Origin of the sequence: Brevibacterium casei CIP 102111, assembly GCF_900169275.1 — a bacterium.
Lineage (GTDB): Bacteria > Actinomycetota > Actinomycetes > Actinomycetales > Brevibacteriaceae > Brevibacterium > Brevibacterium casei.
The window spans coordinates 263682-287485 of the sequence record NZ_FXZC01000004.1 but is presented as its reverse complement, the minus strand read 5'-3'; the positions used below and the strand labels follow the sequence as shown (position 1 = coordinate 287485).

General features: G+C 69.0%; 24 protein-coding genes and 1 pseudogene. 16 read left to right on the top strand and 9 right to left on the bottom strand.

Annotation, left to right across the window (positions count from 1 at the left end):
- Positions 1-69: 69 nt before the first annotated feature.
- Positions 70-789 carry a class I SAM-dependent methyltransferase gene (locus tag BC102111_RS11180; protein WP_232252545.1) on the top strand — a complete coding sequence of 240 codons (720 nt, stop codon included), beginning with the start codon at positions 70-72 and terminating at the stop codon, positions 787-789.
- 225 nt (positions 790-1014) lie between these two features.
- Here BC102111_RS11180 and BC102111_RS11175 read toward each other — a convergent pair whose 3' ends face one another.
- A complete protein-coding gene (locus BC102111_RS11175) occupies positions 1015-2235 on the bottom strand; it encodes a glycine cleavage T C-terminal barrel domain-containing protein (protein ID WP_101624356.1) in 1221 nt (406 codons plus the stop codon).
- Positions 2236-2491: 256 nt separating this feature from the next.
- Between BC102111_RS11175 and BC102111_RS11170 the strand changes: the two genes are divergently transcribed.
- The 3 genes from BC102111_RS11170 (at position 2492) to BC102111_RS11160 (ending at position 4901) form a co-directional block, all read left to right on the top strand.
- The gene (locus BC102111_RS11170) at positions 2492-3352 is read left to right on the top strand and encodes a methylenetetrahydrofolate reductase (protein ID WP_095375140.1); all 861 of its coding nucleotides are present in this window, start codon (positions 2492-2494) and stop codon (positions 3350-3352) included.
- A 165-nt stretch (positions 3353-3517) separates the two neighbouring features.
- Positions 3518-3979: a carboxymuconolactone decarboxylase family protein gene (locus BC102111_RS11165; RefSeq protein WP_095375141.1), complete on the top strand. Its 462-nt coding sequence runs from the start codon at positions 3518-3520 to the stop codon at positions 3977-3979.
- 31 nt (positions 3980-4010) lie between these two features.
- Positions 4011-4901: a sigma-70 family RNA polymerase sigma factor gene (locus BC102111_RS11160; protein ID WP_373270482.1), complete on the top strand. Its 891-nt coding sequence runs from the start codon at positions 4011-4013 to the stop codon at positions 4899-4901.
- A gap of 7 nt (positions 4902-4908) precedes the next feature.
- On the opposite strand, the gene BC102111_RS11155 is transcribed toward BC102111_RS11160, so the two are convergent.
- Positions 4909-5658 carry an IclR family transcriptional regulator gene (locus BC102111_RS11155; RefSeq protein WP_101624355.1) on the bottom strand — a complete coding sequence of 250 codons (750 nt, stop codon included), beginning with the start codon at positions 5656-5658 and terminating at the stop codon, positions 4909-4911.
- Positions 5659-5756: 98 nt separating this feature from the next.
- Positions 5757-6959, bottom strand: a complete 1203-nt coding sequence (locus BC102111_RS11150; RefSeq protein ID WP_101624354.1) for a CaiB/BaiF CoA transferase family protein — start codon at positions 6957-6959, stop codon at positions 5757-5759.
- A 75-nt stretch (positions 6960-7034) separates the two neighbouring features.
- Here BC102111_RS11150 and BC102111_RS11145 point away from each other — a divergent pair, with 75 nt between their 5' ends.
- The 7 genes and pseudogenes from BC102111_RS11145 to erm form a co-directional block, all read left to right on the top strand.
- A complete protein-coding gene (locus BC102111_RS11145) occupies positions 7035-7448 on the top strand; it encodes an acyl-CoA thioesterase (RefSeq protein ID WP_063248991.1) in 414 nt (137 codons plus the stop codon).
- A gap of 147 nt (positions 7449-7595) precedes the next feature.
- Positions 7596-8213, top strand: a complete 618-nt coding sequence (locus tag BC102111_RS11140; protein ID WP_101624353.1) for an HAD domain-containing protein — start codon at positions 7596-7598, stop codon at positions 8211-8213.
- Positions 8210-9067: a glutamate racemase gene (locus tag BC102111_RS11135; RefSeq protein WP_101624352.1), complete on the top strand. Its 858-nt coding sequence runs from the start codon at positions 8210-8212 to the stop codon at positions 9065-9067. Before BC102111_RS11140 ends, BC102111_RS11135 begins: the two co-directional genes overlap by 4 nt.
- Positions 9068-9169: 102 nt before the next feature.
- Entirely contained in the window at positions 9170-10432 is a 1263-nt protein-coding gene (locus BC102111_RS11130; RefSeq protein ID WP_101624351.1) for a slipin family protein, read from the top strand.
- 56 nt (positions 10433-10488) lie between these two features.
- Entirely contained in the window at positions 10489-11085 is a 597-nt protein-coding gene (locus BC102111_RS11125) for an HdeD family acid-resistance protein (protein ID WP_101624350.1), read from the top strand.
- Between the two features lie 63 nt (positions 11086-11148).
- Entirely contained in the window at positions 11149-11622 is a 474-nt protein-coding gene (locus BC102111_RS11120; protein WP_009377508.1) for a VOC family protein, read from the top strand.
- 500 nt (positions 11623-12122) lie between these two features.
- Positions 12123-12896, top strand: a pseudogene (erm, locus tag BC102111_RS11115) (23S ribosomal RNA methyltransferase Erm); the annotation flags it as partial.
- A gap of 363 nt (positions 12897-13259) precedes the next feature.
- Here the strand turns inward: erm and BC102111_RS11110 are convergent.
- From BC102111_RS11110 to BC102111_RS11090, 5 genes are all read right to left on the bottom strand, one after another.
- Positions 13260-13922: a metal-dependent transcriptional regulator gene (locus BC102111_RS11110; RefSeq protein WP_095375150.1), complete on the bottom strand. Its 663-nt coding sequence runs from the start codon at positions 13920-13922 to the stop codon at positions 13260-13262.
- A 4-nt stretch (positions 13923-13926) separates the two neighbouring features.
- On the bottom strand, positions 13927-14958 hold the full coding sequence (locus tag BC102111_RS11105; RefSeq protein WP_101624348.1) for a sucrase ferredoxin: 1032 nt from the start codon (positions 14956-14958) through the stop codon (positions 13927-13929).
- 56 nt (positions 14959-15014) lie between these two features.
- The gene (locus BC102111_RS11100) at positions 15015-16223 is read right to left on the bottom strand and encodes a cupin domain-containing protein (RefSeq protein WP_009377514.1); all 1209 of its coding nucleotides are present in this window, start codon (positions 16221-16223) and stop codon (positions 15015-15017) included.
- Positions 16220-16609, bottom strand: a complete 390-nt coding sequence (locus tag BC102111_RS11095) for a BatC protein (protein WP_081590988.1) — start codon at positions 16607-16609, stop codon at positions 16220-16222. Before BC102111_RS11095 ends, BC102111_RS11100 begins: the two co-directional genes overlap by 4 nt.
- Before the next feature lie 224 nt (positions 16610-16833).
- Positions 16834-17496 (bottom strand): hypothetical protein, encoded by a 663-nt coding sequence (locus tag BC102111_RS11090; RefSeq protein WP_009377516.1) that lies wholly within the window; start codon positions 17494-17496, stop codon positions 16834-16836.
- A 227-nt stretch (positions 17497-17723) separates the two neighbouring features.
- On the opposite strand from BC102111_RS11090, the gene BC102111_RS11085 reads away from it, so the two are divergent.
- Positions 17724-19259, top strand: coding sequence for a lipase maturation factor family protein (locus tag BC102111_RS11085; protein WP_101624347.1), 1536 nt, complete (start codon positions 17724-17726; stop codon positions 19257-19259).
- A gap of 226 nt (positions 19260-19485) precedes the next feature.
- Here BC102111_RS11085 and BC102111_RS11080 read toward each other — a convergent pair whose 3' ends face one another.
- Complete coding sequence (locus BC102111_RS11080; RefSeq protein WP_227007131.1) at positions 19486-20745, bottom strand: Nramp family divalent metal transporter; 1260 nt, start codon at positions 20743-20745, stop codon at positions 19486-19488.
- 129 nt (positions 20746-20874) lie between these two features.
- Here BC102111_RS11080 and BC102111_RS11075 point away from each other — a divergent pair, with 129 nt between their 5' ends.
- The 4 genes from BC102111_RS11075 (at position 20875) to BC102111_RS11060 (ending at position 23756) form a co-directional block, all read left to right on the top strand.
- Entirely contained in the window at positions 20875-21492 is a 618-nt protein-coding gene (locus tag BC102111_RS11075) for a TetR/AcrR family transcriptional regulator (RefSeq protein WP_101624345.1), read from the top strand.
- Positions 21493-21544: 52 nt separating this feature from the next.
- Positions 21545-21904 (top strand): DoxX family protein, encoded by a 360-nt coding sequence (locus BC102111_RS11070; protein WP_101624344.1) that lies wholly within the window; start codon positions 21545-21547, stop codon positions 21902-21904.
- Between the two features lie 219 nt (positions 21905-22123).
- Positions 22124-22939 (top strand): class I SAM-dependent methyltransferase, encoded by an 816-nt coding sequence (locus tag BC102111_RS11065; protein ID WP_009377521.1) that lies wholly within the window; start codon positions 22124-22126, stop codon positions 22937-22939.
- A gap of 385 nt (positions 22940-23324) precedes the next feature.
- On the top strand, positions 23325-23756 hold the full coding sequence (locus tag BC102111_RS11060) for a hypothetical protein (protein WP_095375159.1): 432 nt from the start codon (positions 23325-23327) through the stop codon (positions 23754-23756).
- Positions 23757-23804 lie beyond the last annotated feature (48 nt).

Sequence of the window (23804 nt, the reverse complement as noted above, 5' to 3'; positions counted from 1 at the left end):
GCCAGACGCCGAGGCGGCGGGTCGGCCGGGCGCCAAGGCGGTGGGTCGGCCGGGCGCCGAGGCGGGCGCATGAGATCGCGGATGGCGGAGCGGGCGATTCGGATCCTCGGTCGGGCAGCCCCCGCCCTCGACCGTCTCAACGACCGGTTCCCGTGGAGCCACAACGACCACTTCCATCCCTGGATCCTCGCGAATCTGCCCGCCCGCAGGCGCGGGGCGCTTGATCTCGGGTGCGGGCAGGGTGAACTCCTCGCCCAACTCGCTGGGGAGTTCCGGCACGTCCACGGCACCGACACCTCGGCGCAGATGCGTGCCGATGCGCGAGCTCGCTGTGCAGGGCTGGACAACGTCGCCGTCGACGATGCCCAGCTTCCCGATCTCGGCCCGGAAACGGAGCCCGAGCCGGTCGACCTGGTGACGATGGTCGCCGCCCTCCACCACGTCGATGTCGACGAGACCCTCGCCGAGGCAGCCCGCCTCCTCTCCCCCGGTGGTCGGCTCCTCGTCGTCGGCCTCGCGCTCTCGGCCACGCCCCGCGACTACCTGTGGGAGGGGATCTCGGCGGTGACGAATCCGGTCATCGGGATCGCGAAGAATCTCCCGCCTCGGCGAGGGGACCTGCGGCGGCCCGGATCCGCTGGGGGCCAACCCGATCCGTTCCCCGTCACCGATCCGACGACGACGTTCGACCAGGTCGCCGAGGCGGCCCGCCGTCACCTGCCCGGCGCGGACTTCCGGCATCGGGTGGGGTTCCGATACACGCTCGCGTGGACGAAGCCCGCCCGGTGAGGCTCCGGCACCCGCAGCAGCAAATCCTCCCCGTGCAACAGGAGGATTCGGCACTAAGGGTGCGGGGTGCCGAGCCGCGGGGGCGATTTAAGCGTCCGGGTGCGGAGTGCCGCTAAGGGTAGGACGTGTCGCTGCGGGTGCGCACTGCCACGAACCCGTCCGGACATGCGAACGCGGCCACCGGCTTCTCGCACAGTGACCGCGCCCGGATCGGAGGGCGGCTTCTCAGATGGCCGCGTCGAGGCCCTTGACCTTGAGTCGCTCCCGCTGGTTGGGGTTGACGCTCGGGCGGAACGGCATCTCCACCACCTCGGCGCGCACGGGCTCACCGGGAGTGTCCGCGTACGGCTCGGGCAGATGCACCCAGAACTCGGTGCCGAGCTCGGCCTGCGCGACGGGGACGTGGGCCATCGCGATGTTCGACTCGAGCTCCGGCGAGTACCACGGCGAGGTCACGTAGCCGACAGCCTCACCGTCCGGAGTGTCGCTGACGAGCCAGAAGTCCGGCGCGTAGTCGGTGATCGGTTTGCCGCGGACGACGAGCCCGACGAGCTGCGTCTTGTACGGCGGCTTGCCTGCTTCGATCTCGGAACGGACCTGTTCGAGCCTCTCCTTGCCGATGTAGTCGGCCTCCTTCTTCCGCGGCACCTGATAGCCGAGGTTGACCTGGAACGGATAGGTCTCGAAGTCCATGTCCTGGCCCCACGAGAGGATGCCTGCGGCGATCCGCCTGTGGTGGCTCGGCGCGACGACCCGGAGGTTGTAGGGCACGCCGGCGGCGAGCACGGCATTCCACATGTCCTCGGCGTACTTCGTCGCATCCTTGAGGTAGATCTCATACCCCTTCTCACCGGTGAACCCGGTCTGGGAGATGATGACGTCGTGACCGCCGACCTGGGCGTCCATGAGCCCGTAGCTCGGCAGCTCACGCGCCTCCTCGCCGACGAGGTCGGCGATGACGTCGACGGACTTCGGTCCCTGCACCTGCACCGGCGCGACATCGATCTCCCGGATCGTCACGTCGAACTTCTTGCCGACGTTGACGCCCTGGAGCCAGAGCATGAGATCGGAGTCGGAGAGGCTGAACCAGAACTCGTCGACCGCCACGCGCAGGAGGATCGGGTCGTTGAGGATCCCTCCCGCCTCGTTGCACAGGATGACGTACCGGGCCCGCATCACCGGGATCTTCGTCGCATCCCGGGTGATGACGTAGTCGACGAACGCTTCGGCGTCGGGTCCCTTGACTTGGATCTGCCGCTCGACGGCGACATTCCACAGGGTGACGTCATTGACGAGGGGCTGGTACTCGGCCATCATTCCGCCCTCTTCACGAGGGATGTAGCCGCGCGGGTGGTACATGCGGTTGTAGATCGAGGCCCTCCAGCAGCCCTGCTGCATGGACAGCTCCCAGTACGGGGACTTGCGCACCCGGGTGTCGATGAGCATTTCCACTGGGGTCGGGCCGGACTGTCTCAGGTTGATCGGGACGGCTCTGTCGCTCTGATCAACGGATGGAACGTTATTGTCCATGGTGTTCCCCCTGCATACACAGTTCTATATTATGGAACTCAATTCCCATATTATGGGTGGTTTGAGTGTAGAATCGACGGCACAGAAGACGCAAGGACATCCGGCCGGAAATTTCAGCCGGGGGATCGCAACCGATCTTCACCACACGTTGCCTTGCTGGAAGGAGACACCGTTGTCTGCCTCTGCACTGCGCTCGCTGCTCACTTCCGCGCGCTACGAGATCCTGCCGACCTCAGGCATCATCGACCGCATCACCGACCACGTCGCCCCAGGTCGGACGATCACCGTCACCGCATCGACCGGGCTCGGCCTCGATGCGACCCTGTCCACGGCCGAGCAGCTCCAGGCCCTCGGCTACGACGCCGTCCCCCACATCGCCGCCCGCATGGTCCAAGGACGGACCGAGCTGACGGAGATCATCGACCGCATCGGACACGCCGGGATCGACACGATCTTCGTCCCCGCCGGCGACGCCACCCCACCGGCCGGCGGATATGCGAGCGCCCTCGACCTCCTCGTCGACCTCACGAGCATGGCGCCCCCGATCTCACGGATCGGGGTGAGCGCGTACCCCGAATCGCACCCGCTCATCCCCGACGACGTCACCGTCCAGGCGATGTGGGACAAACGCGACTACGCAACCCACATCGTCTCCAACCTCTGCTTCGATCCCGGGGTCGTGAGCACGTGGCTCGCCCGCGTCCGCGCCCGCGGCATCGAACTGCCCCTCATCCTCGGCATCCCCGGCAAGGTCGAGCTCGCCAAGCTCGCCAAGGTCGCCGCGAAGATCGGCGTCGGTGAGTCGACGCGCTTCCTCCGCAAGAACACCGGAACCTTCACCCGCATGGCTCGGCCCGGCGGCTACAACCCGCGGAAGTTCCTCGACCGCCTCTCCCCTGTCCTCGCCGACCCGTACATGGACGTCTCCGGCCTCCACATCTACACGTTCAACCAGGTCAAGGACACCGAGGCGTGGCGGCGCAAGCAGCTCGAGCTCCTCGGGGACCCCGACTCCTCGTCGTTCGTCTCCTGACCCGGTTCGCCTCCGCTGCCCCACCTCGCCGAGGGGGTCGTCTCGCACCCGTCCACCGCGGTTCTTCGCTCAGCTGTCACACTTTTCGTGCCCCATCCGACATCTCTGGTGCCGGGTGCGCGAGTGTGCCCGACAGACCGACACCAACGAACCGAAGGGAATCCCATGACCCGCATCAGCCTCGACCAGGTCAACCAGAAGGCGTACGCCGCCGTGGCGCGGATGGACACGTACTGCCGGGAGGCGCTCGGCGCCGAACTCTACGACCTCATCAAACTGCGCGCCTCGATCGTCAACGGCTGCGGCTTCTGCGTCGACATGCACTCGACCGACCTCGCCGCCCTCGGCGTTCCGGCGCGGACCATCAACGCCGTCGCCGCGTGGGAGCACACCGGCGCGATCTTCGACGACCGCCAGCGCAGCGTCTTCGCCCTCACTGATGCGGTGACCAGGATAAGCCCCGACAGCGTCACCGACGAGATCTGGGAGGGCGTCGCCGCGCACTTCGAACCCGAGGCGCTCGGCGACCTCCTCATGGCGATCTCGACGATCAATGTGTGGAACCGGCTGGCGATCTCGACCGAGACGGTCCCCGTCGTCGACGCCGAATCCGCGCAGCCCCGGTGATGTCCCGCCGAGGTGGTCTACATTGATGTCCGTGGACATCACCGACACCCGGTCGCCGGCGACCGTGGCCTGGGAGGAGAGCCGGGGGCGCCTCTTCGGCATCGCCTACCGCATGCTCGGCGACGTCGGCCATGCCGAGGACGTCGTCTCCGAGGTCGGCATGGCAGCGATCGTCGAGGAGCGCGACTCCCCTGAGCGCGTGCGCTCGTGGCCGGCGTGGCTGACGACCGTGGGCGTGCGCAAGTCGATCGACCGCGCCCGGCACCTCGCGAGCATCCGCGAGGACTACCCCGGCCCGTGGCTGCCCGAGCCCATCGCCACCGACCAGCTCCCCGAGGAGGCCGTGGCCAACCGCGAGCTGCTCTCGATCACGCTGCTCCACCTGGCCGAACAGCTCGCCCCGGAGTCCCGCGCGGCCCTCGTCCTCTCCAGGGCCTTCGCGATGCCCGCCGAGGAGGTCGGCCGGATCCTCGGCAAGTCCCCGGCCGCGGTGCGGCAGCTGATCTCCCGTGCCGCACGTCGCCTCGACCTCGACCGCGAGGTCTCGCGGCCGGCGGACCCGGCGGCGCTGCGGCGCCTCGTCGACGCCATCCACAGCGCCGATCTCGAGGCCACGCTGCGGGCACTGCTCGCCGATGACGCGGTGTACTGGAGCGACGGCGGCGGGAAGGTGCCGAGCGCGTTCAACCCGATCTTCGGCGCCGAGAAGATCGTCCGTTTCCTCGCCGGGGTGCTCACCCCCGAACTCCTCGACGGCGACCACTTCTCGAGGTTCCTTGAGGTCAACGGCGGTCTCGGTCTCGCGGTCGTCCACGAGGATCAGGTGCGGGTGCTCGAGATCGAACTCGGGACGGGCGGCCTCATCCGCGGGATGCGCCAGGTGAACAATCCGGACAAGCTCGACCACCTCGGCGAGGGGTGAGGGAGACCTACCGGCTGCTCACCTTGCGTTTGAGGCTGCGGGAGAGCAGACCGGATTCGGCGATGAGGAGTTCGCCGAACCGGTCGTGGTTCTCGGCGATGCGCATCGTCGGTCCGGAGATGCCGACGGCCGCGACGACCTGGTCATCGGTGCCGAACACGGGAGCGGCGAGCGCGTCGAGACCCGGTTCGAACTCCTCGTGAGCGACGGCGTACCCGCGGTCGCGCACCTCGGCGAGGTCGGACATGAGCTCCCTGCGCGACCCCACGGTCCGCGCGGTGAGCCGTTCGAGCCGGCCGGTGGGCACGGGAATGGCGCCGAACGCATACATCACCTTCCCCAGCGCCGAGGCGTGCGCGGGCACGGTGACGTCGGCCCAGTTCGTCGCCCCGAGGACGAAGGTCGAATCGACCTGCGCGACCTGGACGACCGCGTTCGAGCTCGGCACGGCGAGGTTGACGGTCTCCCCCGTCTCCTCGCTCACCCGCTGGAGGATCGGATCGGCGGCGGCGACGAGGGTCTCGACCCGGTCGAAGCGGGAGGCGTACGTCGCGAAGAGGGAGCCGCCGCGGTAGAGGCCGGCGGAGTTGCGTTCGACGAGGCCGTTGCGCTCGAGCGCGGAGAGCAGCCGGGACACCGTCGATCGGGCCAGCGACGTCGCCTCGACGACGTCGGTGTACGAGATCGGTTCGTCCGCGGTGACGACGAGGGAGAGGATCTCGGCCGCCCGGTCGATCGACTGCGTCCCATTGCTCATACTGCTCAGCTCCGTCGGGGAAAGTTCATCCGGCTGCGCCGCGGCGCTCCGGCGCCACTCACCCTACCGCACCGTCCGGACGGGGCGGGTCGTGGTCGTCATCGGCCGAGACCTGCGATCACCTGGGCGGTGTCGTCCCCGATCCTCGGAGCCCGCCGAGGTGACCGCCCGGTCCCAGCGCCTGCGAACCGGGGCGCGGGGGCGGGCTGGTCGACGCCGTCGGCGTCGGGGGCGAAGAGCCCGCGCGCGACGTTGTGGGCATCGGCCTTCGCCTCGGCCATCGTGAGGACAGGTTCGACGCACGCGTCACGGTCGGCGAAGAGGGTCTCGAGTTCGGTCAGGGAGCGCGCAGCGATCGCCGGGGCGATGATCGCGCGCAGGGCCGGCCAGTGCTGCGGCTGCCAGTGGTCGAGGGACTCGAGCGGTTCGGGAAGCTCGTCCTCGAGGCCGAGAGCTCGGACGAACTCGTTGAAGAAGGGCCGCTCGATGCACGCGACGGAGAGGTGGCGACCGTCGGCGGTGGGATAGACGTCGTAGAACGGGGCCCCGGAGTCGAGGAGGTTGTGGCCCCGGGCGTCGTGGCGCCACAGGCCCATCGCGGCGAAGCCGTGCATCATCGCATAGAGGAGGTTCGCGCCGTCGATCATCGCCGCATCGACGACCGTGCCCTCCCCGCTAACCCGGGCCCGGGTGAGTCCCGAGAGGACGCCGACGACGAGGAGCATGCCCCCGCCCCCGAAGTCGCCGAGGAGGTTGGCCGGGAACTGGGGCGGACCGTCCGCGCGCCCGAGCTGCGCGAGCAGACCGGTCGAGGCGATGTAGCCGAGGTCGTGGCCGGCCTTCTGCGACTTCGGCCCGTCCTGCCCGTAGCCGGTGATGCGCCCGTAGACGAGGGCGGGGTTGAGGGCCTGGAGGTCGTCCGGTCCGAGGCCGAGGCGCTCCGCGGCCCCGGGTCGGAAGCCTTCGACGACGATGTCCGATCGTGCGGCGATGGCGCGGGCGAGCGCGATTCCCTCAGACGTCTTGAGGTCGGCGATGACGGACTTCTTGCCACGGTCGAGGACGGGGTTCATCGCCTCCCCCGTGGCCTGAGGCGGGTCGAGGCGGATGACCTCGGCACCGAGGTCGGCGAGCATCATCGTCGCGAACGGACCCGGTCCGATGCCGCCGAGGTCGAGGACGCGGACCCCGTCGAGCATCCCCGAGTCCGACGCCGAGGCGGTCGTGTCCGTCGCCGAGGTGGTCGGGTCGCTCGCGGTCCCGGGTGCGCTCCTCGTGCCCGTCTCCGGTGGCATCGTCATCGATTTCCCTTTCCTCGGCCCATCCTGATTTACTGTAGAACGTTCGATCAGTTTCGACAACGGAAGCGGTGCGGAGTGAAGACATTCGAGTACTCTCCCGAGGTGCGCTGGTCCGACCAGGATCTGCTCGGGCACGTCAACAACGCGCGGATGATCACACTCATCGAGGAGTGCCGCGTGCGCTGGCTCCACGAGGAGAAGGCCACCCACATCACCGGCGGCGGACTCCTCGTCGCCCACCAGTCGATCGACTACCTCATCCCCGTCATGTACGGCCCCGAACTCAGGCTCACGGTGAGCGTCAAGCGCATCGGCACCTCGTCGTTCACGGTGAATACGATCGGCGAGCAGAGCGGGAGGAAGGTCTTCGACTCCGACGTCGTCCTCGTCCACATCGACCGTCAGACCGGGCGCCCGACCCCGCTCACCGACGACATCCGCGCCGTCTTCGAGCCCTACCTCGCCATCGAGGACGGGCTGGACGAGTAGCACCCCTGGCGCGGTGGGCGAGCGGACAGGCGAACATCCCGGCACATCGCGCCCAGACCGCCCTCAGCAGGTGGGCGGTATCCTGGGATCGAACGTCGACCTGGGCTCAGACTAGCCGGTCGCCCCCGCCGCTCTCAGGAAGGAACGATGGCAGCTGCATCCTCGTCGCCGGTCTCGGCGCGTCGGCAGGCCCGCCATGTCACCGTCTTCCTCGACGTCGACGGCGTCCTCAACTCCTACCCCGTCCCGCAGCTGCGGCTCATGACCGAAGGCCGGAAGAAGCTGCAGGCCTGGGACTTCGAACTCCACTACCGGCCCGCGGTCATCGAGTTCTTCGACCGCCTCGTCGAGACCCACGAGGTCGATGTCGTCTGGCTCTCGACGTGGTCGAGGCGGTGCAAGACCGAGCTCGAACCGAAGTTCGGTCTGCGCAACTCCTTCGACGTCATCGAGATGCCCGATGACACGCACAACCGCTACGCGAACGACCCGGAGAAGTGGTGGAAGGCCCGCGCCATGGAGGAGTGGCTCGACTCGCACGGCCACCAGCGCGCGGTGTGGATCGACGACGATCTCGCCGCCCCTGTGACCAGGCAGTACTTCACGGAGAGGTACTCGGCGCAGCGCCTGAAGATCATCGCCCCCGACTTCGCCCACGGTCTGACCAAAGCGCATCTCAAGGAGATCAGGGAGTTCGCGCACCCGCGCTCGAAGCCGGTGACTGCCGACGATGACGCCTCTGACGAGGACACCGACCACGCATGACCCGCATCGGACTCCTCGACTCGGGCCTCGGGCTCCTCGGCACCGCCGACGCGCTCTTCCACCTCGCCCCGCACGCCGACCTCGTCCTCGCGATGGACCCCGACCACACCCCCTACGGCAGCCTCAGCCCGCAGGACCTCGAGGAGCGTGTGCTCACCTCGGCGGCTCTGCTTGCCGAATGGGAGCCCGACGCGATCGTCATCGCCTGCAACACCGCCTCGGTGCAGGCGCTCGAGGCCGTGCGCGCCCGCTACGAGCCGGCGATCCCCGTCATCGGCACGGTCCCGGCGGTGAAGATGGCCGCCGGCACCGGGCAGGACTTCGCGGTGTGGGCGACCCCGGCGACGACCGGCAGCTCCTACCAGCGCACGCTCATCGAGACCTTCGCCGGCGACCTCTCCGTCGCCCAGATCGCCTGCCCCGGACTCGCCGAGGCGATCAACGCCGCCGATGTCACCACGATCGACGCCGCGATCGAGGCGGCGCTGTCACAGATGGACCCGGGGATGGAGACGATCGTCCTCGGCTGCACGCATTACGGCCTCGTCGCCGACCGGATCACCGCGGCCCGCGCCGGCGCGATCACCCTCTTCGACTCCCCCGTCCCCGTCGCCAAGCAGACCCTGCGCCGGATCGGTCTCGAACACGGCGGGCAGGCAGCTCCCGCCAGCCACCAGGCGCCCGGCGATTCGGCACCCGGCGGAGCCGGCACCGAAGGCGACGACGGCACGGAGGGCCGCCTCGGCGAGATCCTCGCAACCTTCGCCTCGGGACGGCGCGTCCGCCTCCCCGCGGAACTCGCCGCCTACCCCGCAGGCCGGCGCCTCCTCGCTCGGGAGCGGCAGGAATCTTGAGGTAACTCGGCAATCGGCCGAGGATTGCACAGATGCCGGGTGCAAATCCACCTCCCGGTGCTAGCGTTGTAAGGACAGCATTCGTCAGGGGAGGCGATCGTGATGCTGTTCCTCTACATCCTCATCGGTCTCGTCGCCGTCGGCGCCATCACCGTCGCGAACAGCCTCAAGATCATCCGGCAGTACGAACGCGGAGTGCTCTTCAGACTCGGCCGCGTCAGAGGCGAGGCGAAGGAGCCCGGGCTCACCGCGATCATCCCCTTCGCCGACCGACTCCAACGCGTGAGCATGCAGATCATCACCATGCCGATCCCCGCACAGGACGGCATCACCCGCGACAATGTCACCGTCCGGGTCGACGCGGTCATCTACTTCAAGGTCGTCGACCCCCGGAAGGCGATCGTCGACGTCGAGGACTACAATCTCGCCGTCGGGCAGGTCGCGCAGACCTCGCTGCGCTCGATCATCGGGCAGAGCGAACTCGACGATCTGCTCACCAACCGGGAGCGCCTCAACCAGGGTCTGGCGATCATGATCGACAGTCCCGCCGTCGACTGGGGCATCCACATCGACCGCGTCGAGATCAAGGACGTCGCCCTGCCCGAGGCGATGAAGCGCTCGATGTCCCGCCAAGCCGAGGCCGAACGCGAACGCCGCTCACGCATCATCATCGCCGACGGTGAGCTGCAGGCGTCGAACAAACTCTCGCAGGCGGCGGGGGCCATGGCCGACACCCCGGCAGCCCTCCAGCTGCGCCTGCTCCAGACGATCGTCGAGGTCGCCTCGGAGCGCAACTCCACCCTTGTCCTTCCCTTCCCCGTCGAACTCCTCCGGTTCCTCGAGGCGAATACCCCGCAGTCACCCGCGGGAGCAACGGGATCCGGGCAGGGTGCCGCGGGTGCCGGGCAGGGTGCTGCGGGTGCCTGGCAGGGTTCCGGGTCGGACAACCTCGCCGAGGCGGTCCCCGACCTCGATGTGGCCCACCTCATGGAGGCCGCGAAGCTCTCCCTCGACGACCTCGATTCGGTCGTCCGGGCGCTCGCGGATTCCGCACCCGACGAAGAGCGCACCGACGGACTCGACGTCGACCTGCCATGGCTCGACGATTCCGCCGACCGTCCGGCACCGCCCGCCCGGCCGACCGGGCCTCCCGAGGTCCCCGTCTCCGACATCCCGCAGATGCCCGGGACTCCGCAGATGCCGGAGACCCCCGACGTCCCCCGGCCGGCGACGATGGGCCCGGCGTCGAGCTCGCGGACACCGTGGCATGCGGTCAGCCCCGCCGAGGTGGGCATCCCCACCACGGTCACACCGCGGACCCAGCGCCGCAGCGCCCGTACTCGGGAGCGCAAGCAGCCGACGTGAGCTTCGCGAGGGCCGGTGCTCAGCCTCCTTCCATTCCCGCTGACTAGGCTTGGTCCATGGAACTCAAACGCACCGGAACCGTCGTGATCGTCAACGGGGTCATCGCCTTCCTCGTCGGAGTCCTCATGCTGGGTTGGCCGCATGCCACCGCCGAGGTGGTCGCCCGCATCTTCGCCTGCTGGGTCGCGCTCATCGCCGTCACCTCGCTCGTCCTCGCCCCGCGCGGAGGACGCTCGGGCGCGCTCGTCCTCCGGTCGGTGCTCATGATCGTCTTCGCGGCCGTCGTCTTCCTCGCCCCGATGCTCTTCGCCGCCGTCGTCACCGTCCTCGCGGGGCTCGCCATCATCGCGCTCAGCGTCTTCGGCATCGGCATCTCACTCTTCGTCCGGCAGATGGGCGTGCGCGCGTGGTGGCTCATCACCGTCATCGCCGTCGCCGGCATCGTCCTCGGCATGGTGTTCCTCTTCTCCCCGCAGACGGGCATCACCACCCTCATCGTCACTCTCTCGATCTTCATCGCCGTCGTCGGCCTTGCGCTCATCTGGGTGGGCAGCCGTCTGCGCGCGCTCGAGTCGCGCATGGCCGCGGACCCGCGCTTCACCCGCCGCGATGACGGCGGAGGCGAGACCATCCGCGGAGAAGTCATCGAATAGCCACCGACACGCCTGCCGCGCGATCTGCGGCAGGCGGAGACCACCTCGGCGAAGGGACAGATCATGTCAGGGATCCAGCAGCTCTCACCGTTCCTCATGTTCGAGAACGGGCGCGCCGAGGAGGCGTTGAACTTCTACGTCGACCTCTTCGGCGGCGAGGTCGTCCTCATCGACCGGTACGGGCCCGAGAACCCGGCGATGGACGGCAGAGTCCGCCTCGCCACGTTCGCGATCGCAGGCACGCAGGTCAACATCATCGACAGTCCCGTTCCGCACGGGTTCGGCTTCACCCCGGCCCTCTCGCTCTTCTACCGGGCGACGTCGCAGGCCGAGCTCGACCGGCTGTGGACCGGCCTCCTCGGCGGGGGTGGGCACGCGCTCATGCCGCTGGGCGACTACGGGTTCGGGCCCTTCGGGTGGCTCAACGATCGGTATGGAGTGTCGTGGCAGCTCAACCTCGCTGCCGCAGACGCAGGGGTCGGTGACGGCGCTGACGGCGGGGCGGCCGGCGGCGGGATGGCCGAGCGGACCGCGTAACGGCGACCGGACCACTCCGAGACGGTCCCCTGGTGCCGGACTGGTCCCCTCGGCGAACGCCGGGGCTCAGCCCGACGAACTTCGCGCGAACCCTGGCCCGCGCGCGGCCACCTGTGCTACCTTGGCGCTCATGGGAACATTGAATCGTGGCGCAATGACTGCGCTCAACTTCTACATCCGTGACCGCCGCGCCTGACAGCGCGCACGTTCCTCGATCTTTCCTCAGCCGCTGAGCATCGCCCTCAGCCGGAGCTGACCGCGTCGGCACTCATACCCGTCGCGACCTGAACAGGAACCCCGATCCTCTCTCGGGTCGGGCTGTCACCGATCACGCAGTTGCGCGCTGTCCTCCCGGATAGTCATCGGCATCCGGGCGACGCGGCAACCACCGAAGACACACTGTCCGATCCCGCCATCACGGTCGGATCCCGGCATCTCACCAGTGTCTTCGCATTCCGCAGCCTCGGGTGCTCTCCATCCCATTCCTGGAGCACCACGCCATGCGATCCCATTCCCAGCGTCCGCATTCGCGGGCCGGCGGCCGAGAGGAACTCGGCCAGAACTTCCTCCGCGACCACAGCCACATCGCCACGATCGTCAGCCTCACCCGCGGCACCGAGGGCTCGATCCTCGAGATCGGACCCGGCGCGGGTGCCGTGACCGCCGAGCTCTACCGGCTCGGAAGGCCGCTCACCCTCGTGGAGATCGACGAGACGAGGATCAGTGAACTCTCACACCGATTCCCCCGCGCACGAGTCGAACACGCCGATGCTCTGAGAACTCGGTTCGACGCCGAGGTGGTCGTCGGCAACCTGCCCTTCCACCTCACCACGCCCATCCTCCGGCGACTGCTGCGCGCTCGCACGTGGCGGACAGCGGTGCTCCTCACCCAGTGGGAGGTCGCACGCAAACGCGCCGGAGTGGGCGGGGCGACGATGATGACCGCACAGTGGAGCCCCTGGTTCGACTTCCGCCTCATCGAGCGGGTCCCGGCCCACGCGTTCTCCCCGAAGCCGAGCGTCGACGGCGGCATCCTCACCGTCGACCGCCTCCCGACCGGGCTGGTCCCCCACCGGGACCGGTCCTCCTACCAGCAGTTCGTCCACGCGGCCTTCACCGGGCGCGGACGCGGAATGAAAGGAATCCTCACCCACATGAAGCTCGCCGACCGACGACGACTGCAATCGACCATGGACCGCCATCACATCAGAGGAGACGCATTGCCCCGCGAACTCACCCCCGAACAGTGGGCCGGGCTCTACACCGCCCTGTCTGCCAGCAGCCCTGCGACACCGGCCGGACGACCGACCGGACGCCGGACGCAGAGGACCACCACCACGCCGGAGAAGGCACGAGGAAAGGAAGAGACAATGCGCAACGACAAAGGTGCGAAGAAGAACGCTCAGACGAAGGACAAGCCCGTCATCACCGGTGAGCTGCCGATCGTCGGCGTCGAGAAGCCGGCCGCTCGGCTCGAGGCCCCGATCCCGGGAGTCGACACCTCGGCGAAGAGCCACGACAAGGCCCACCTGCAGGCCGAGCGCGGCTACATGCCCCAGCACGGGAAGAAGAGTCAGCCGCAGCCGCGGTGGAACCTTCCCCGCCGGCAGGGGTGAGTTGAAAGGAGCACTGCCTGACTAGGACAGATAAACCGCCGAGGCGGCCGCCGACTCGATCTCGGTCGGCGCGCCGCCGTCGACGGCGACCGCGACCATGCCCTCACCCGCACCGGGGACGACGATAACGGCGGCACCTGGGCGGAGTCCCGCCTCGGCGAGGATCGCAAGCATCTCCGGATCGGCGTCGGAGACCCGCAGCACCACGTACGTGCCCGGGTCCGCCTCGGCGAGGAGGAGCGAGGTCCTATGTGACTCGACGGCACCGTCGGGGCCGGGGATCGGGTCCCCGTGCGGGTCCGCGGCGGGGTGCCCGAGGAACTCGTCGATCCGGTCGATGAGGAGGTCGGAGGCGGCGTGCTCGAGGGACTCGGCTTCGTCGTGGACCTCGTCCCAGCTGTAGCCGAGCGACTCGACGAGGAACGTCTCGATGAGCCTGTGGCGCCGGACCATCGACACGGCGATCGTCTCCCCCGCGGCGGTGAGCTCGGGCGGACGGTAGGGCACCCGGTGGATGAGGCCGAGCTCGTCGAGCCGTTTGAGGACCTCGGTGACGTTGGCCTTCGTCGTGCCGAAGCGCTGGGCGAGTTCGGTGGCCGTCATCGGGTCCCCGCCCCACTCGCGCGCTGACCAGATCGCCTTGAGGTAGTCCTGGCTGACCTCGGACACTTCGCCTGCACGCATGGGCTCAGCGTAGCGGATCGTCCTCCGCCGAGGCGGTCGGTCGGTGGGTCGGCCGGGGCCTCACCTCGGTGACGGTGAAGACGTTGGCCACCGCCCGTTCGACCCCGCGGCACGTGAGGAAGTTCGGGGCCGAGCGACCCACCTCGATGACTACGTCGAAGGATCCCAGCTCAGGCCGTGTGCCCTCGACCCTCACCGTCCACACCCCACCTGCCGAGGTGGTCGCGCCGATCGCGTAGTCGAAGCGTCCGGCCGGTCCCGCATGCTCGAGGACGGCCGCGACCGCGACCTGCTCGAGGGAGTTGAGGTCGGTGTATCCGCGCAGGTGAGACCCGTCGATCTCATCGGCGAGGTGGCCGGCGATGACGTCGACCGCGGACCTCTCGTCGAGGTTGCCGTAGTAGACGCCGTCGGGGACGACGAGGATGTTCGCGGCGAACCGGTCACCGCCGACGTGCGTGCACTCCCACACGAGGTCGGGCCACTCCTCGGCGAGGACTGCGGCCACGGGCCTGCCGCGCACGGCGCAGCAGACATCGTGCTGACCGTGCGCGCAGACGAGGACGACCGGGGGCAGGAGCCCGGCGTCGTACGTCTCGTCGAGTTCGACGGAGGGGAGGTCGACCGCCTCGGCGAAGGGTGCCTCAGGGATCGCACCCGGAGTCGACTCCGCGGGTCGGTTCCGGATCGCCTCCAGGGCGCCGACGATCTCGAGGAGATCGGAGTCGTCGTCCCACGACCCCCACATCTGGTGGAGGCGCCCTGCTCCAGCGAGGTGCATGACACCCCAGACGCCGGGACCGCCGCGCGTGCGCCGGCCGGGACGGCGGATGAGGAGGATCCGCGCGCGCAGCGCTTGCGCGGCGTAGAAGACCTCGGAGCGGACGCGCCAGTCGATGTCGAGGCCCTCGAAGCCGTTGAGCGGCCAGCCGCCGCGATGCTCGATGAGCACCCAGAACGTGCCCATCGGCGCGGTGCCGACGATCCCGTCGCCGCGGTCCCGGGCGGCGTTCGAACAGCGGAAGGCCTGCGTCATCGTCGTCTGCTCATCCTCGGTGCTGCTGGTTCCGGGCCGGTCGGGAGTTCACACGCTCAGACGAGGGCAGGGACGAGGGCGCCGGCGGCCAGCAGCCGTTCGGCCAGGGGGCGTCCGATCTCATCGACCGAACGTGGGACGCCGTCGAGAAGGGCGCGCACGGCCGCGAGGTCGTCGGCGGTGAAGTCGAACCAGCCGATGCGCGTGTGCAGGCGCTCGCCGTTGAGCGTCGGGTCAAGTCCTGCCCGAAGCCGAAGGGGGGTGTCTCCGCTCAGCGACTTCATCGCCTCGTGCTGGGCGAGGGGGCCGAGTGGTGCGGGGCGGGCCTGCGATCGCCGGGTGCGGTCGATGCCTGCGGTCGGGTCGGCCTCGGTCACGGCGGCGATCATCGCCTGCTTGATGCGCTCGAGCACGTCCGCGTCGGGGCGGGACTCCCCCAGCGGCAGGCTCGCGCGCATCGCCGGGTCATCCTGGAGGTGTGCGAGCGCGACCTGGGCGAGCTGTTCGGCCACCGCGAAGCGGGTCCAGTTGTGGATGCCGAGGGTGAGATGGATCGAGACCTCACCCTGAGCCGTGGCCGCATGGAGCCATCCGCGAGGCAGGTAGAGGGCATCGCCGGGTTCGAGGACCGCGTCGATCGCCGGCTCTGTCGCGGCGGCCCGACCGACGGCCTCACGGCGGTCCGTCCACGGCTGGTCGCGCAACGGCGAGTCGAAGACCGGTTCGTGGATGACCCAGCGCTTCGTCCCCTGGATCTGGAGGACGAAGACGTCGTGGACGTCGTAGTGGTCGTCGAAGCCCTGGTTCTGTGGCGGGGTGATGTAGGCGTTCGCCTGGACCGGGTTGCCGAGCTCCTCGCTCAGCGCCGAGGAGAAGGCCCCGATCGGCTCCCAGGTCCGCTGCAGCGCCTGGAGGACGAGGGTCGCCCCGTCATGGAACTGGCGCCACAGGCGGGTGTCGTCAAGCTGGTCGCCGATCGTCGCTCCGACACCGGCGGGAGAGGTGAACGACGAGGTCGGAAGGGTCGCACCGTCCTTGGCGACCCGAAGGAACGGGGACCGCAGTCCTCGTGCGGAGATGAGTTCGTCGACCGCGTCGGCCGAGAACAGGTCGGAGAAGTCGCTGACACCACGGCTGAGCAGGGCGCGCCTGCCCCAGTAGTCATCGGCGAACGTCGTGCGGGGAATGTCGATGAGGCGTGATTCCAACACCCCGGCGCCGTTGTCGACGCCGGGGTGTCGGAGATCAGGGGAGAACGTGCTCAAAGCCGGTCGGCTCCTCCGTCGGCACCACCGTCGTGGACACCGGGCTCACCCGAGGCTCCACCGTCGGCGGGACCTTCGGCACCGCCGTCAGCGCCGCCGTCGTGGACGCCCTGGGTGCCGCCGGCGCCGCCATCGGCCGGACCTTCGGCACCACCGTCGGCGCCACCGTCATGGACTCCGGGCTGACCCGAAGCACCGCCGTCCGCGGGACCTTCCGCACCGCCGTCGGCACCGCCATCGTGGACACCGGGCTGACCCGAAGCACCGCCGTCCGCGGGACCTTCGGCTCCACCGTCAGCACCGCCGTCGTGGACACCGGGCTGGCCTGCGGCGCCGCCGTCGGCCGGGCCCTCGTTCTCGTTGGGATCGAAGTTGGACTCTGTCATGATTCCTCCTTGATGTCACTTGCCCTCGGCGGCACCCGCGTCATGTCTCGAGTGGTGTGCGGGTCAGCGTCGTCCCCCGTGGAACGAGCCGCCATGCTGACAGGCTACTTGTGAAAACTGCCGTTGTGAACAGGGACGGAGAGGATTCTCACTGCGTTCACCGAACCGACCTGGGAGTCACCGCCCGCGGAGTCCCCGAGGCGTTCACCGAACCGCCCTGGGACTCACCGCCCGGCGAGCTCCTGAGCCTTCTTCTCGATCTCGGGAAGACCCGCGGCACTGAGGTCGATGACCCCGGAGGCGATGACGTGCTCGTGGAGCGGCTCATGCCGGAGGGCGAGGAACTTCTCGAACTCCTCGGCGGCGTTCGACGTACCCGTGCCGTGCCCGAGGAGGACGAAGTCGCGACCGGAAGCCTCCTTATCGATCTCGGTGACGAGATCGTCGAAGAACCGGTCGAGGTCCTTCTTGTCGTCACGACCGGTCTTCTTCTCCACCGTGCGCATGTGGTGCCCGCGCGAGTCGGGGTTCTTCTCATGCTTGTGCTGGTCGACCTCGACGTCGTGGGCGCTGAGGTCGAAGTCGTAGAAGCGGGCGTCCTCGTCCGTCATCGTCACGACGAAGAGGTGCCCCTGGCCTTCGGTGCTCTCGTGGGAGGCGAAGAGGTGGCGAGCGCGTTCGATGTCCTCGATGCTCACGAGTCCGTCGTGCTGACGGCGGAAGACGACGCGGTGGCCGTTCATGTCCACCGCGAGACGATCGCCCGACTCCTGCTCGACCTTGTCGGCGTAGTTCTCCCACATCGTGATGAAGTGCTTCCACTCGATGTCTCGCGGAGCGGGATGGCCGAGGATGGCCTCCTTCGTCTTCTGCGGGTGATCGCTCATGATGCCTCCTGGGTGCTGTGGGGAAACCAGCCCGGCGGCTCTGCGACCGAGGTCGCGGCAAGCCGACGTGCTTCGACACGGGTTCGCGCCGTAGACCAGAGGATAGCGGTTCCCGCTGTTGCCCACATCACAGAATCGGTCCATAGTCGGAAGTGAGGGGCGTCGCGGCTGCGGCAACCGAGCCTGCGGGCGGCGACGGCGACCGCCTCGGCGGGAAGGAGGAGACGATGGACTTCGGCGCACTGCTCGTCCTGCTCGAGGCGCCCGACTACACGATCGCCCGCGAGATCCTCCAACGCGGCTTCGCCGTCCTCTTCCTCATCGCCTTCCTCAACGCGTGGAACGAGTTCCCGGCCCTCCTCGGCGAGAAGGGTTTGCTGCCGGCGCCGCGCTTCCTCGCGCTCACCACCGCGAAGCAGGCACCGAGTCTCTTCCGGTGGTCGCGCACTCCGTACTCCGACCGGAACCTGCGGATCGTCTGCGCCCTCGGCATGGTCCTCGCGGTCACCGTCATCGTCGGCCTCCCCCAGGCCGGCCCCGCGTGGGTGCCGATCCCGGTGTTCCTGACGATGTGGTGGTTCTACTTCTCGATCTCGTCCATCGGCCAGCGCTTCTACGGCTTCGGCTGGGAGAGCCTGCTGCTCGAGGCCGGATTCCTCGTCGGCTTCCTCGGATCGCACGCGGTCGCCCCGCCGCTGCTCATGATCCTCCTCCTGCGCTGGTTCACCCTCCGCGTCGAGTTCGGCGCAGGGATGATCAAGATGCGCGGCGACAGCTCATGGCGCGATCTCACCGCGATGAACTACCACCATCAGACCCAGCCGATGCCGAATCCGCTCAGCCGCACCGCCCACCTCATGCCGACGTGGTGGCACAAGGGCGAGACCCTCGGCAGCCACATCGTCCAGCTCATCGCTCCGTGGCTGCTCTTCCTCCCCCAGCCGATCGCCTCGTTCGCGGCCACGGCGATCATCATCACCCAGCTCGCGCTCGTCATCACCGGCAACTATGCGTGGTTGAATTGGGCGACGATCCTCCTCGCGTGCGCGGGGATCAGCGACTCGTTCTTCCGCTGGATCGTCGGGGGTCCGTGGCCCGAGTGGGGCATCGACGCCGCCGTTCGCCGGGTGGACGAGGCCTCCCTCGCCGAGGCGACCGGCACTCCCGCTGACACCCTGACCTCCCCGTTGTGGTGGGTCCTCCTCATCGTCGCGTTCGTCGTGTGGCAGTGCGTGCTCAATGTCCCCGCCTTCCGCAACCTCTTCTCGTCGCAGCAGCTGATGAACGCGCACTTCAACCGGTGGGGGCTCGGCAACGCCTACGGCGCGTTCGGGTCGATGTCCGAGGTCCGCCACGAGATCGCGATCGAGGGCACCCTCGACCCTTCGGGCACCGACGGGTGGAGAGAGTACGTGTTCAAGGGCAAACCCGGAGACGTCGACCGTCGCGGACCCGTCGTCGCCCCCTACCATCTGCGCCTCGACTGGCTCATGTGGTTCGCCGCTCTCGGCGACTATCGGGACTCGTGGTTCCTCGCCCTCGTCGAACGCCTCGGCACCGGCGACCCCCTCATCCGCAGGCTGCTCGGCCCCGACCCCTTCGACGGCGAGGCACCGGCGCTCATCCGCGCGCGGATGTTCACCTACCGCTACGCCACCCGGGACGAACGCCGCGCGGCGAAGGCAGCCAGTGAGCCCGTGCCGTGGTGGGTGCGCTCCGACCCGCGGACTATCCTCCGCCCGGTCGACCTCCGCGGGCGCTGAGCCCGTCGAGACCGCCAGCGCGCCTCGTCGAGACCGCCACTCAGCGCCGAGACCGCCACTTCGCATCGAGACAGCCACCTGACGCCGAGACAACCACCTCGCCTCATCGAGACGGACACTTAACGCCGAGACCGACGCTCAGAAGTGTCGGTCTCGGCGCGAAGTATCCGTCTCGGCGCACCGGCTCGCGCGGCGCCGAGGCCACAATCGCCCCAGGGCGCCCGGCCTACTCGATGCCGAGGGCGAGCAGCACGAGGAGCGCGACATTGAGGGCGATGATGAGCGCCGAGGCGATGACCGCGGCCGTCGTGATCCACCGCCCGTTGGCGTACTCACCCATGATCGACCGGTTCGCCGTCAGTCTCACGAGCGGAACCATGGCGAAGGGGATTCCGAGGCTGAGGACGACCTGGCTGAGGACGAGCGCCCACGTGGGATCGGCGCCGATCGCGAGGACGATGAGCGCGGGGATCATCGTCACCGCCCGCTGCCACACGATGGGAATGTCCACCCGCAGCAGCCCCTGCATGATCGAGGCCCCCGCATAGGAGCCGACCGCCGACGACGCGAGCCCCGAGGCGAGGAGTCCGATGCCGAAGAAGAGCCCGACCACCTCGCCGAGGTTGGCTGTGACGACCGCGTGCGCGCCCTCGATCGTGTCGGTGCCGCCCTCACCGCGCAGGGCAGCGGCGGCGAGGAGGAGCATCGCTATGTTGACCGATCCGGCGATGACGAGGGAGGCGACGACGTCCCACCGGCTGGCCCGGAGCAGACGCGGGATCGCCGTGCGTGGCTGTCCGCCGTGCCGATCGACCGAGAGCGCGGAGTGGAGGTAGATCGCGTGCGGCATGACCGTGGCCCCGAGCATCGAGGCGGCGAGGACGAGCGAGTTCGTCCCCTCGAGCCGTGGCACCAGCCCGCCCGCGGCCTGCCCCCAGTCGACATCGCCGACGACGAGCCCGGCGAGGAAGCCGATCGCGATGATGGCGAGGAAGCCGATGATGACGAACTCGAAGGGCCGCTGCCCGCGCGAGGACTGGATCGAGAGGAGGACAAGGGAGACGATGCCGACGATGACCCCGCCGAGGAGGAGCGGAAGGTCGAAGAGGATCTTGAGCGCGATGGCGCCGCCGACCACCTCGGCGAGGTCGGTGGCGATCGCGACGATCTCCGCCTGCCCCCAATAGGCGAGCCGACGCCTGCGCCCGAGTCGCCGACCGAGGATCCCGGACAGCGACTGCCCGGAGACGAGGCCGAGCTTCGAGGACAGGTACTGGACGAGGACGGCGATGAGGTTCGCGGCGACGAGGACCCAGACGAGGAGGTACCCGTACTCGGCGCCGGCGGTGAGGTTGGCCGCGACATTGCCGGGATCGACGTAGGCGACGGCCGCGACGAAGGCCGGCCCGAGCAGGAGGAGTGAGGACGTCCCCCGCTTCCTCGCCGAGGCTGTCCCCCGCTGTGTCTCCGACGCGTTCGATGGCATGAAGTTAAGGTACATTAACTTTCCTGTCGCGACAACACAGGGTGCATGCACCTCCTGTGCGCGCGATCGTCACCTCTTCGACACCTCGGCGACCTTGTGCCGGATGACACTCAGACCTAGAGTGGATGCATGTCCACTGAACATGTTCAGTCAAATCTGCGCTCCGCTCAGCGACAGCGGACCGAGGAACGCATCCTCACGGACGCGGCCGCACTCTTCCTCGACCGCGGGTACCGGGGAACGACCGTACGGGCGATCGCGGAGTCCGCCGGAGTGTCCGTGGGCCGGGTGATGGCCGTCGGGGACAAGGATGCCCTCCTCATCGCCTGCTACGACCGGTGGATCGCGCAGCTCCAGGCGGGCACGTACGCGCTTCCGCACGCTCGCGCGGAACGGCCGCCCGCCTCGGCGGTCCAGGACCATCTGCTCGGGATCTTCCTCCCGTTCCTCGAGTTCTTCGCCGCACACGAGGACCTCGCCCGCGACTACGCGGCCGCGCTCATCCGCGTCCACGGCAGGCCCGACGTCTTCGCCGGACTCTCCGAGGCGCTCCAGGCCTCGCTGCGGGACAACCTCGTCTCGATCGGGATCAGCGAACCCAATGCGCGGGCCTCGGCGGCGGCGCTCTACGACTCGTACATGGGTGTGCTCTTCCGATGGGCGGCCAGCGACATGGGCTTCGACGACGCCGTCGCGGCACTCGCCCACATCATCGCCTTCCACACCCGGTTCCGGGGTGCGCCGTGAGCGCGCCCACCGCGGTAGCTGCGGTGGGGATCCCCTCGCCGAGGTGGCTGCCGTGACCCTGCTCCCCGATCCGTGGTGGCCGGTGGCGGCCCTCGCCCTCATCGTCTTCGGCGACGGCGTGATGACGTTCCGCCCGCCGAAGGCGATCGCGGCCTGCCTCGACGGGGTCGGGCTGCCCCGGGACTGGTGGTGGGTGCTCGCCGTCGTCAAGTTCCTCGCGGCGGCCGGACTCGTCGCCGGCTTCTGGATCCCCGGCGTCGGTCTCGCCGCGACCGTCGGCATCGTCGTCTACTTCCTCGCCGCGGCGTGGTCGCACCTCCGCGCCCGGTACATCGGTCGGGACTTCTGGCTCAACTGCCTCGGGCTGCTCGCGCTGAGCATCGTCGTCCTCGTCGTCTCCTTCCTCGTCTGAGTCGATCTTCTCGGCGCGTCGCCGGAGGATCCCGAGGCGCCACGTCGGCGATCCGTCGGCGCGCAACCGGCGATGTCGTCGGCGCGTCGCCGGCCACATCGTCGCCCGCCTGCGCCGGAGCCGCCGAGTCCGAATCGTGCTCGAACGGTGCTTCGCATGCCGCGGGGACTCGGCTACGCTCGAAGCAACGGCCGCCGTGCCAGACGAAGGAGCGTCGAGATGCCCGAATTCGCCGACAGCAGCCGCGCTCGCGCCGAATCCACGGCCGAACGCCATTCCCGGTGGACCTGGATCCACGAGACCGCAGCGATGACCGGATGGAACTTCACCGCCCTCGAAGGCCGCCTCATCGCCGATGACCCGCCCTGGGACTTCGACACCATGTGCCTCGACGCGATCGAGGACGCCGACGAGGTGCTCGACATGGGCACCGGCGGCGGCGAGCGCCTCATCTCCATCGTCAAGCGCTTCCGCGGCCGCAATGCCGCCTCCGTCCCGGATGTCGCGATCCACGCGAGCGAGGGGTGGGCACCCAATGTTCCCGTGGCCACCTCGGCGCTCGAGGACTACGGGATCGACGTCACCGAGTACGACAGCGAATCCGGGGACCCCATGCCGTGGGAGGACGGGCAGTTCGACGTCGTCATGAACCGGCATGAGAGCTATGACATCGCCGAGGTGGCCCGCATCCTCGCCCCTGGCGGCCTCTTCCTCACCCAGCAGGTCGACAGCACCGAGGCCGAGGAGTTCCGCCGGTGGTTCGGCGGGACCCCGGAGAACCCCGAGGTCCAGCTCGAACGCTGCGTCGACGAGGTCGAAGCGCAGGGGCTCACGGTCGAGGCGGCGCGGAGGTGGATGGGCACGATGCGGTTCACCGACGTCGAGGCGGTCATCGAGTACCTCGCCTACGTCCCCTGGGATGTTCCGGGCTTCGTCGTCGGCGATCACATCGGCGCCCTCGAACGACTTGCCGCCGAGCGCCGACCGATCGAGGTCACGCAGATGCGGTTCCTCATCGCCGCGACCAAGGGCTGAGAAGGGACTCGGGCGGGAGCAGGTCACTGGTGCCTCAGGGAGTGCTGCCCGCCGAGTGGGATGCACGCCGGGTGGGAGAGGCCGCCGGGTGGGATGCACCCCGGGTGGGAGAGGCGGCCGCACGTCGCTGCGATGAGAGTGTGAGGTTTTCCCGACCCGGGGCATGGGGAAGCCGCATGGGACCCGCGCTCGGGCGTGCGTAGCGTCGTGACCATGACCTCGCCGAACTTCGCGTTCCCCCAGCCCACCGATGACGAGCTCGCGGCACAGGGACCGGCCATCGCCCCGACCGACCCGCCTGCACGCGCCACTCTCGCCCAGCCCGGTGGCACCGTCTACCCAGGCCCAACCGTCTACGGCGGCACCGTCTACGGCGGCGCCACTGGTGCAGCCTCCGTGTCTGCCGACGCCGTCCCGGCGGTCCACCGCCCGGTGCAGACCGGCCCCGTCGACGCCGCCGTCGCATCGGGCACTCCCCGGGTCGTCTCGACTCGGGAGGTGGGCGCTCCTCCTCGCTCTCGCAGCTGCCGGCATCTCCCTCGTCGCCTCGGCGATCCTCGGAGTCACCGCGGGGCCTGCGGAGGCGGCGACCGGCTCGTACTTCGGCGACGATGCGTGGTACACGAACCTCGGGGTGACGCTCTTCAGCGTGCAGGCACTGTGCACGGTCGCAGGCCTCACCGGTCTCGTCCTCGGCATCGTCGCAGCCGTGTCCGACCGGGGCCGCACTCTGGGCATCATCGCAACCGCGGTCGCAGTGGTCGCCCCGATCGTCTCATTCGCGCTCTTCCTCATCCTCAGCTTCGCCTTCCTCTGAGCGCACAGCCTTCCTTCCTCTGAGCGCACAGCCCGCCGAATCGGCAGT

Coding starts and splice junctions, on each gene's coding strand:
- BC102111_RS11105 (WP_101624348.1), bottom strand. CDS start 14,958: ATGACGCAGGCCTTCCGCTGTTCGAACGCCGCCCGGGACCGCGGCGAC.
- BC102111_RS11125 (WP_101624350.1), top strand. CDS start 10,489: ATGGAACTCAAACGCACCGGAACCGTCGTGATCGTCAACGGGGTCATC.
- BC102111_RS11095 (WP_081590988.1), bottom strand. CDS start 16,609: ATGACAGAGTCCAACTTCGATCCCAACGAGAACGAGGGCCCGGCCGAC.
- BC102111_RS11130 (WP_101624351.1), top strand. CDS start 9,170: ATGCTGTTCCTCTACATCCTCATCGGTCTCGTCGCCGTCGGCGCCATC.
- BC102111_RS11090 (WP_009377516.1), bottom strand. CDS start 17,496: ATGAGCGATCACCCGCAGAAGACGAAGGAGGCCATCCTCGGCCATCCC.
- BC102111_RS11150 (WP_101624354.1), bottom strand. CDS start 6,959: ATGACGATGCCACCGGAGACGGGCACGAGGAGCGCACCCGGGACCGCG.
- BC102111_RS11165 (WP_095375141.1), top strand. CDS start 3,518: ATGACCCGCATCAGCCTCGACCAGGTCAACCAGAAGGCGTACGCCGCC.
- BC102111_RS11155 (WP_101624355.1), bottom strand. CDS start 5,658: ATGAGCAATGGGACGCAGTCGATCGACCGGGCGGCCGAGATCCTCTCC.
- BC102111_RS11120 (WP_009377508.1), top strand. CDS start 11,149: ATGTCAGGGATCCAGCAGCTCTCACCGTTCCTCATGTTCGAGAACGGG.
- BC102111_RS11075 (WP_101624345.1), top strand. CDS start 20,875: ATGTCCACTGAACATGTTCAGTCAAATCTGCGCTCCGCTCAGCGACAG.
- BC102111_RS11140 (WP_101624353.1), top strand. CDS start 7,596: ATGGCAGCTGCATCCTCGTCGCCGGTCTCGGCGCGTCGGCAGGCCCGC.
- BC102111_RS11065 (WP_009377521.1), top strand. CDS start 22,124: ATGCCCGAATTCGCCGACAGCAGCCGCGCTCGCGCCGAATCCACGGCC.
- BC102111_RS11175 (WP_101624356.1), bottom strand. CDS start 2,235: ATGCTCATCGACACCCGGGTGCGCAAGTCCCCGTACTGGGAGCTGTCC.
- BC102111_RS11180 (WP_232252545.1), top strand. CDS start 70: ATGAGATCGCGGATGGCGGAGCGGGCGATTCGGATCCTCGGTCGGGCA.
- BC102111_RS11085 (WP_101624347.1), top strand. CDS start 17,724: ATGGACTTCGGCGCACTGCTCGTCCTGCTCGAGGCGCCCGACTACACG.
- BC102111_RS11110 (WP_095375150.1), bottom strand. CDS start 13,922: ATGCGTGCAGGCGAAGTGTCCGAGGTCAGCCAGGACTACCTCAAGGCG.
- BC102111_RS11135 (WP_101624352.1), top strand. CDS start 8,210: ATGACCCGCATCGGACTCCTCGACTCGGGCCTCGGGCTCCTCGGCACC.
- BC102111_RS11080 (WP_227007131.1), bottom strand. CDS start 20,745: ATGCCATCGAACGCGTCGGAGACACAGCGGGGGACAGCCTCGGCGAGG.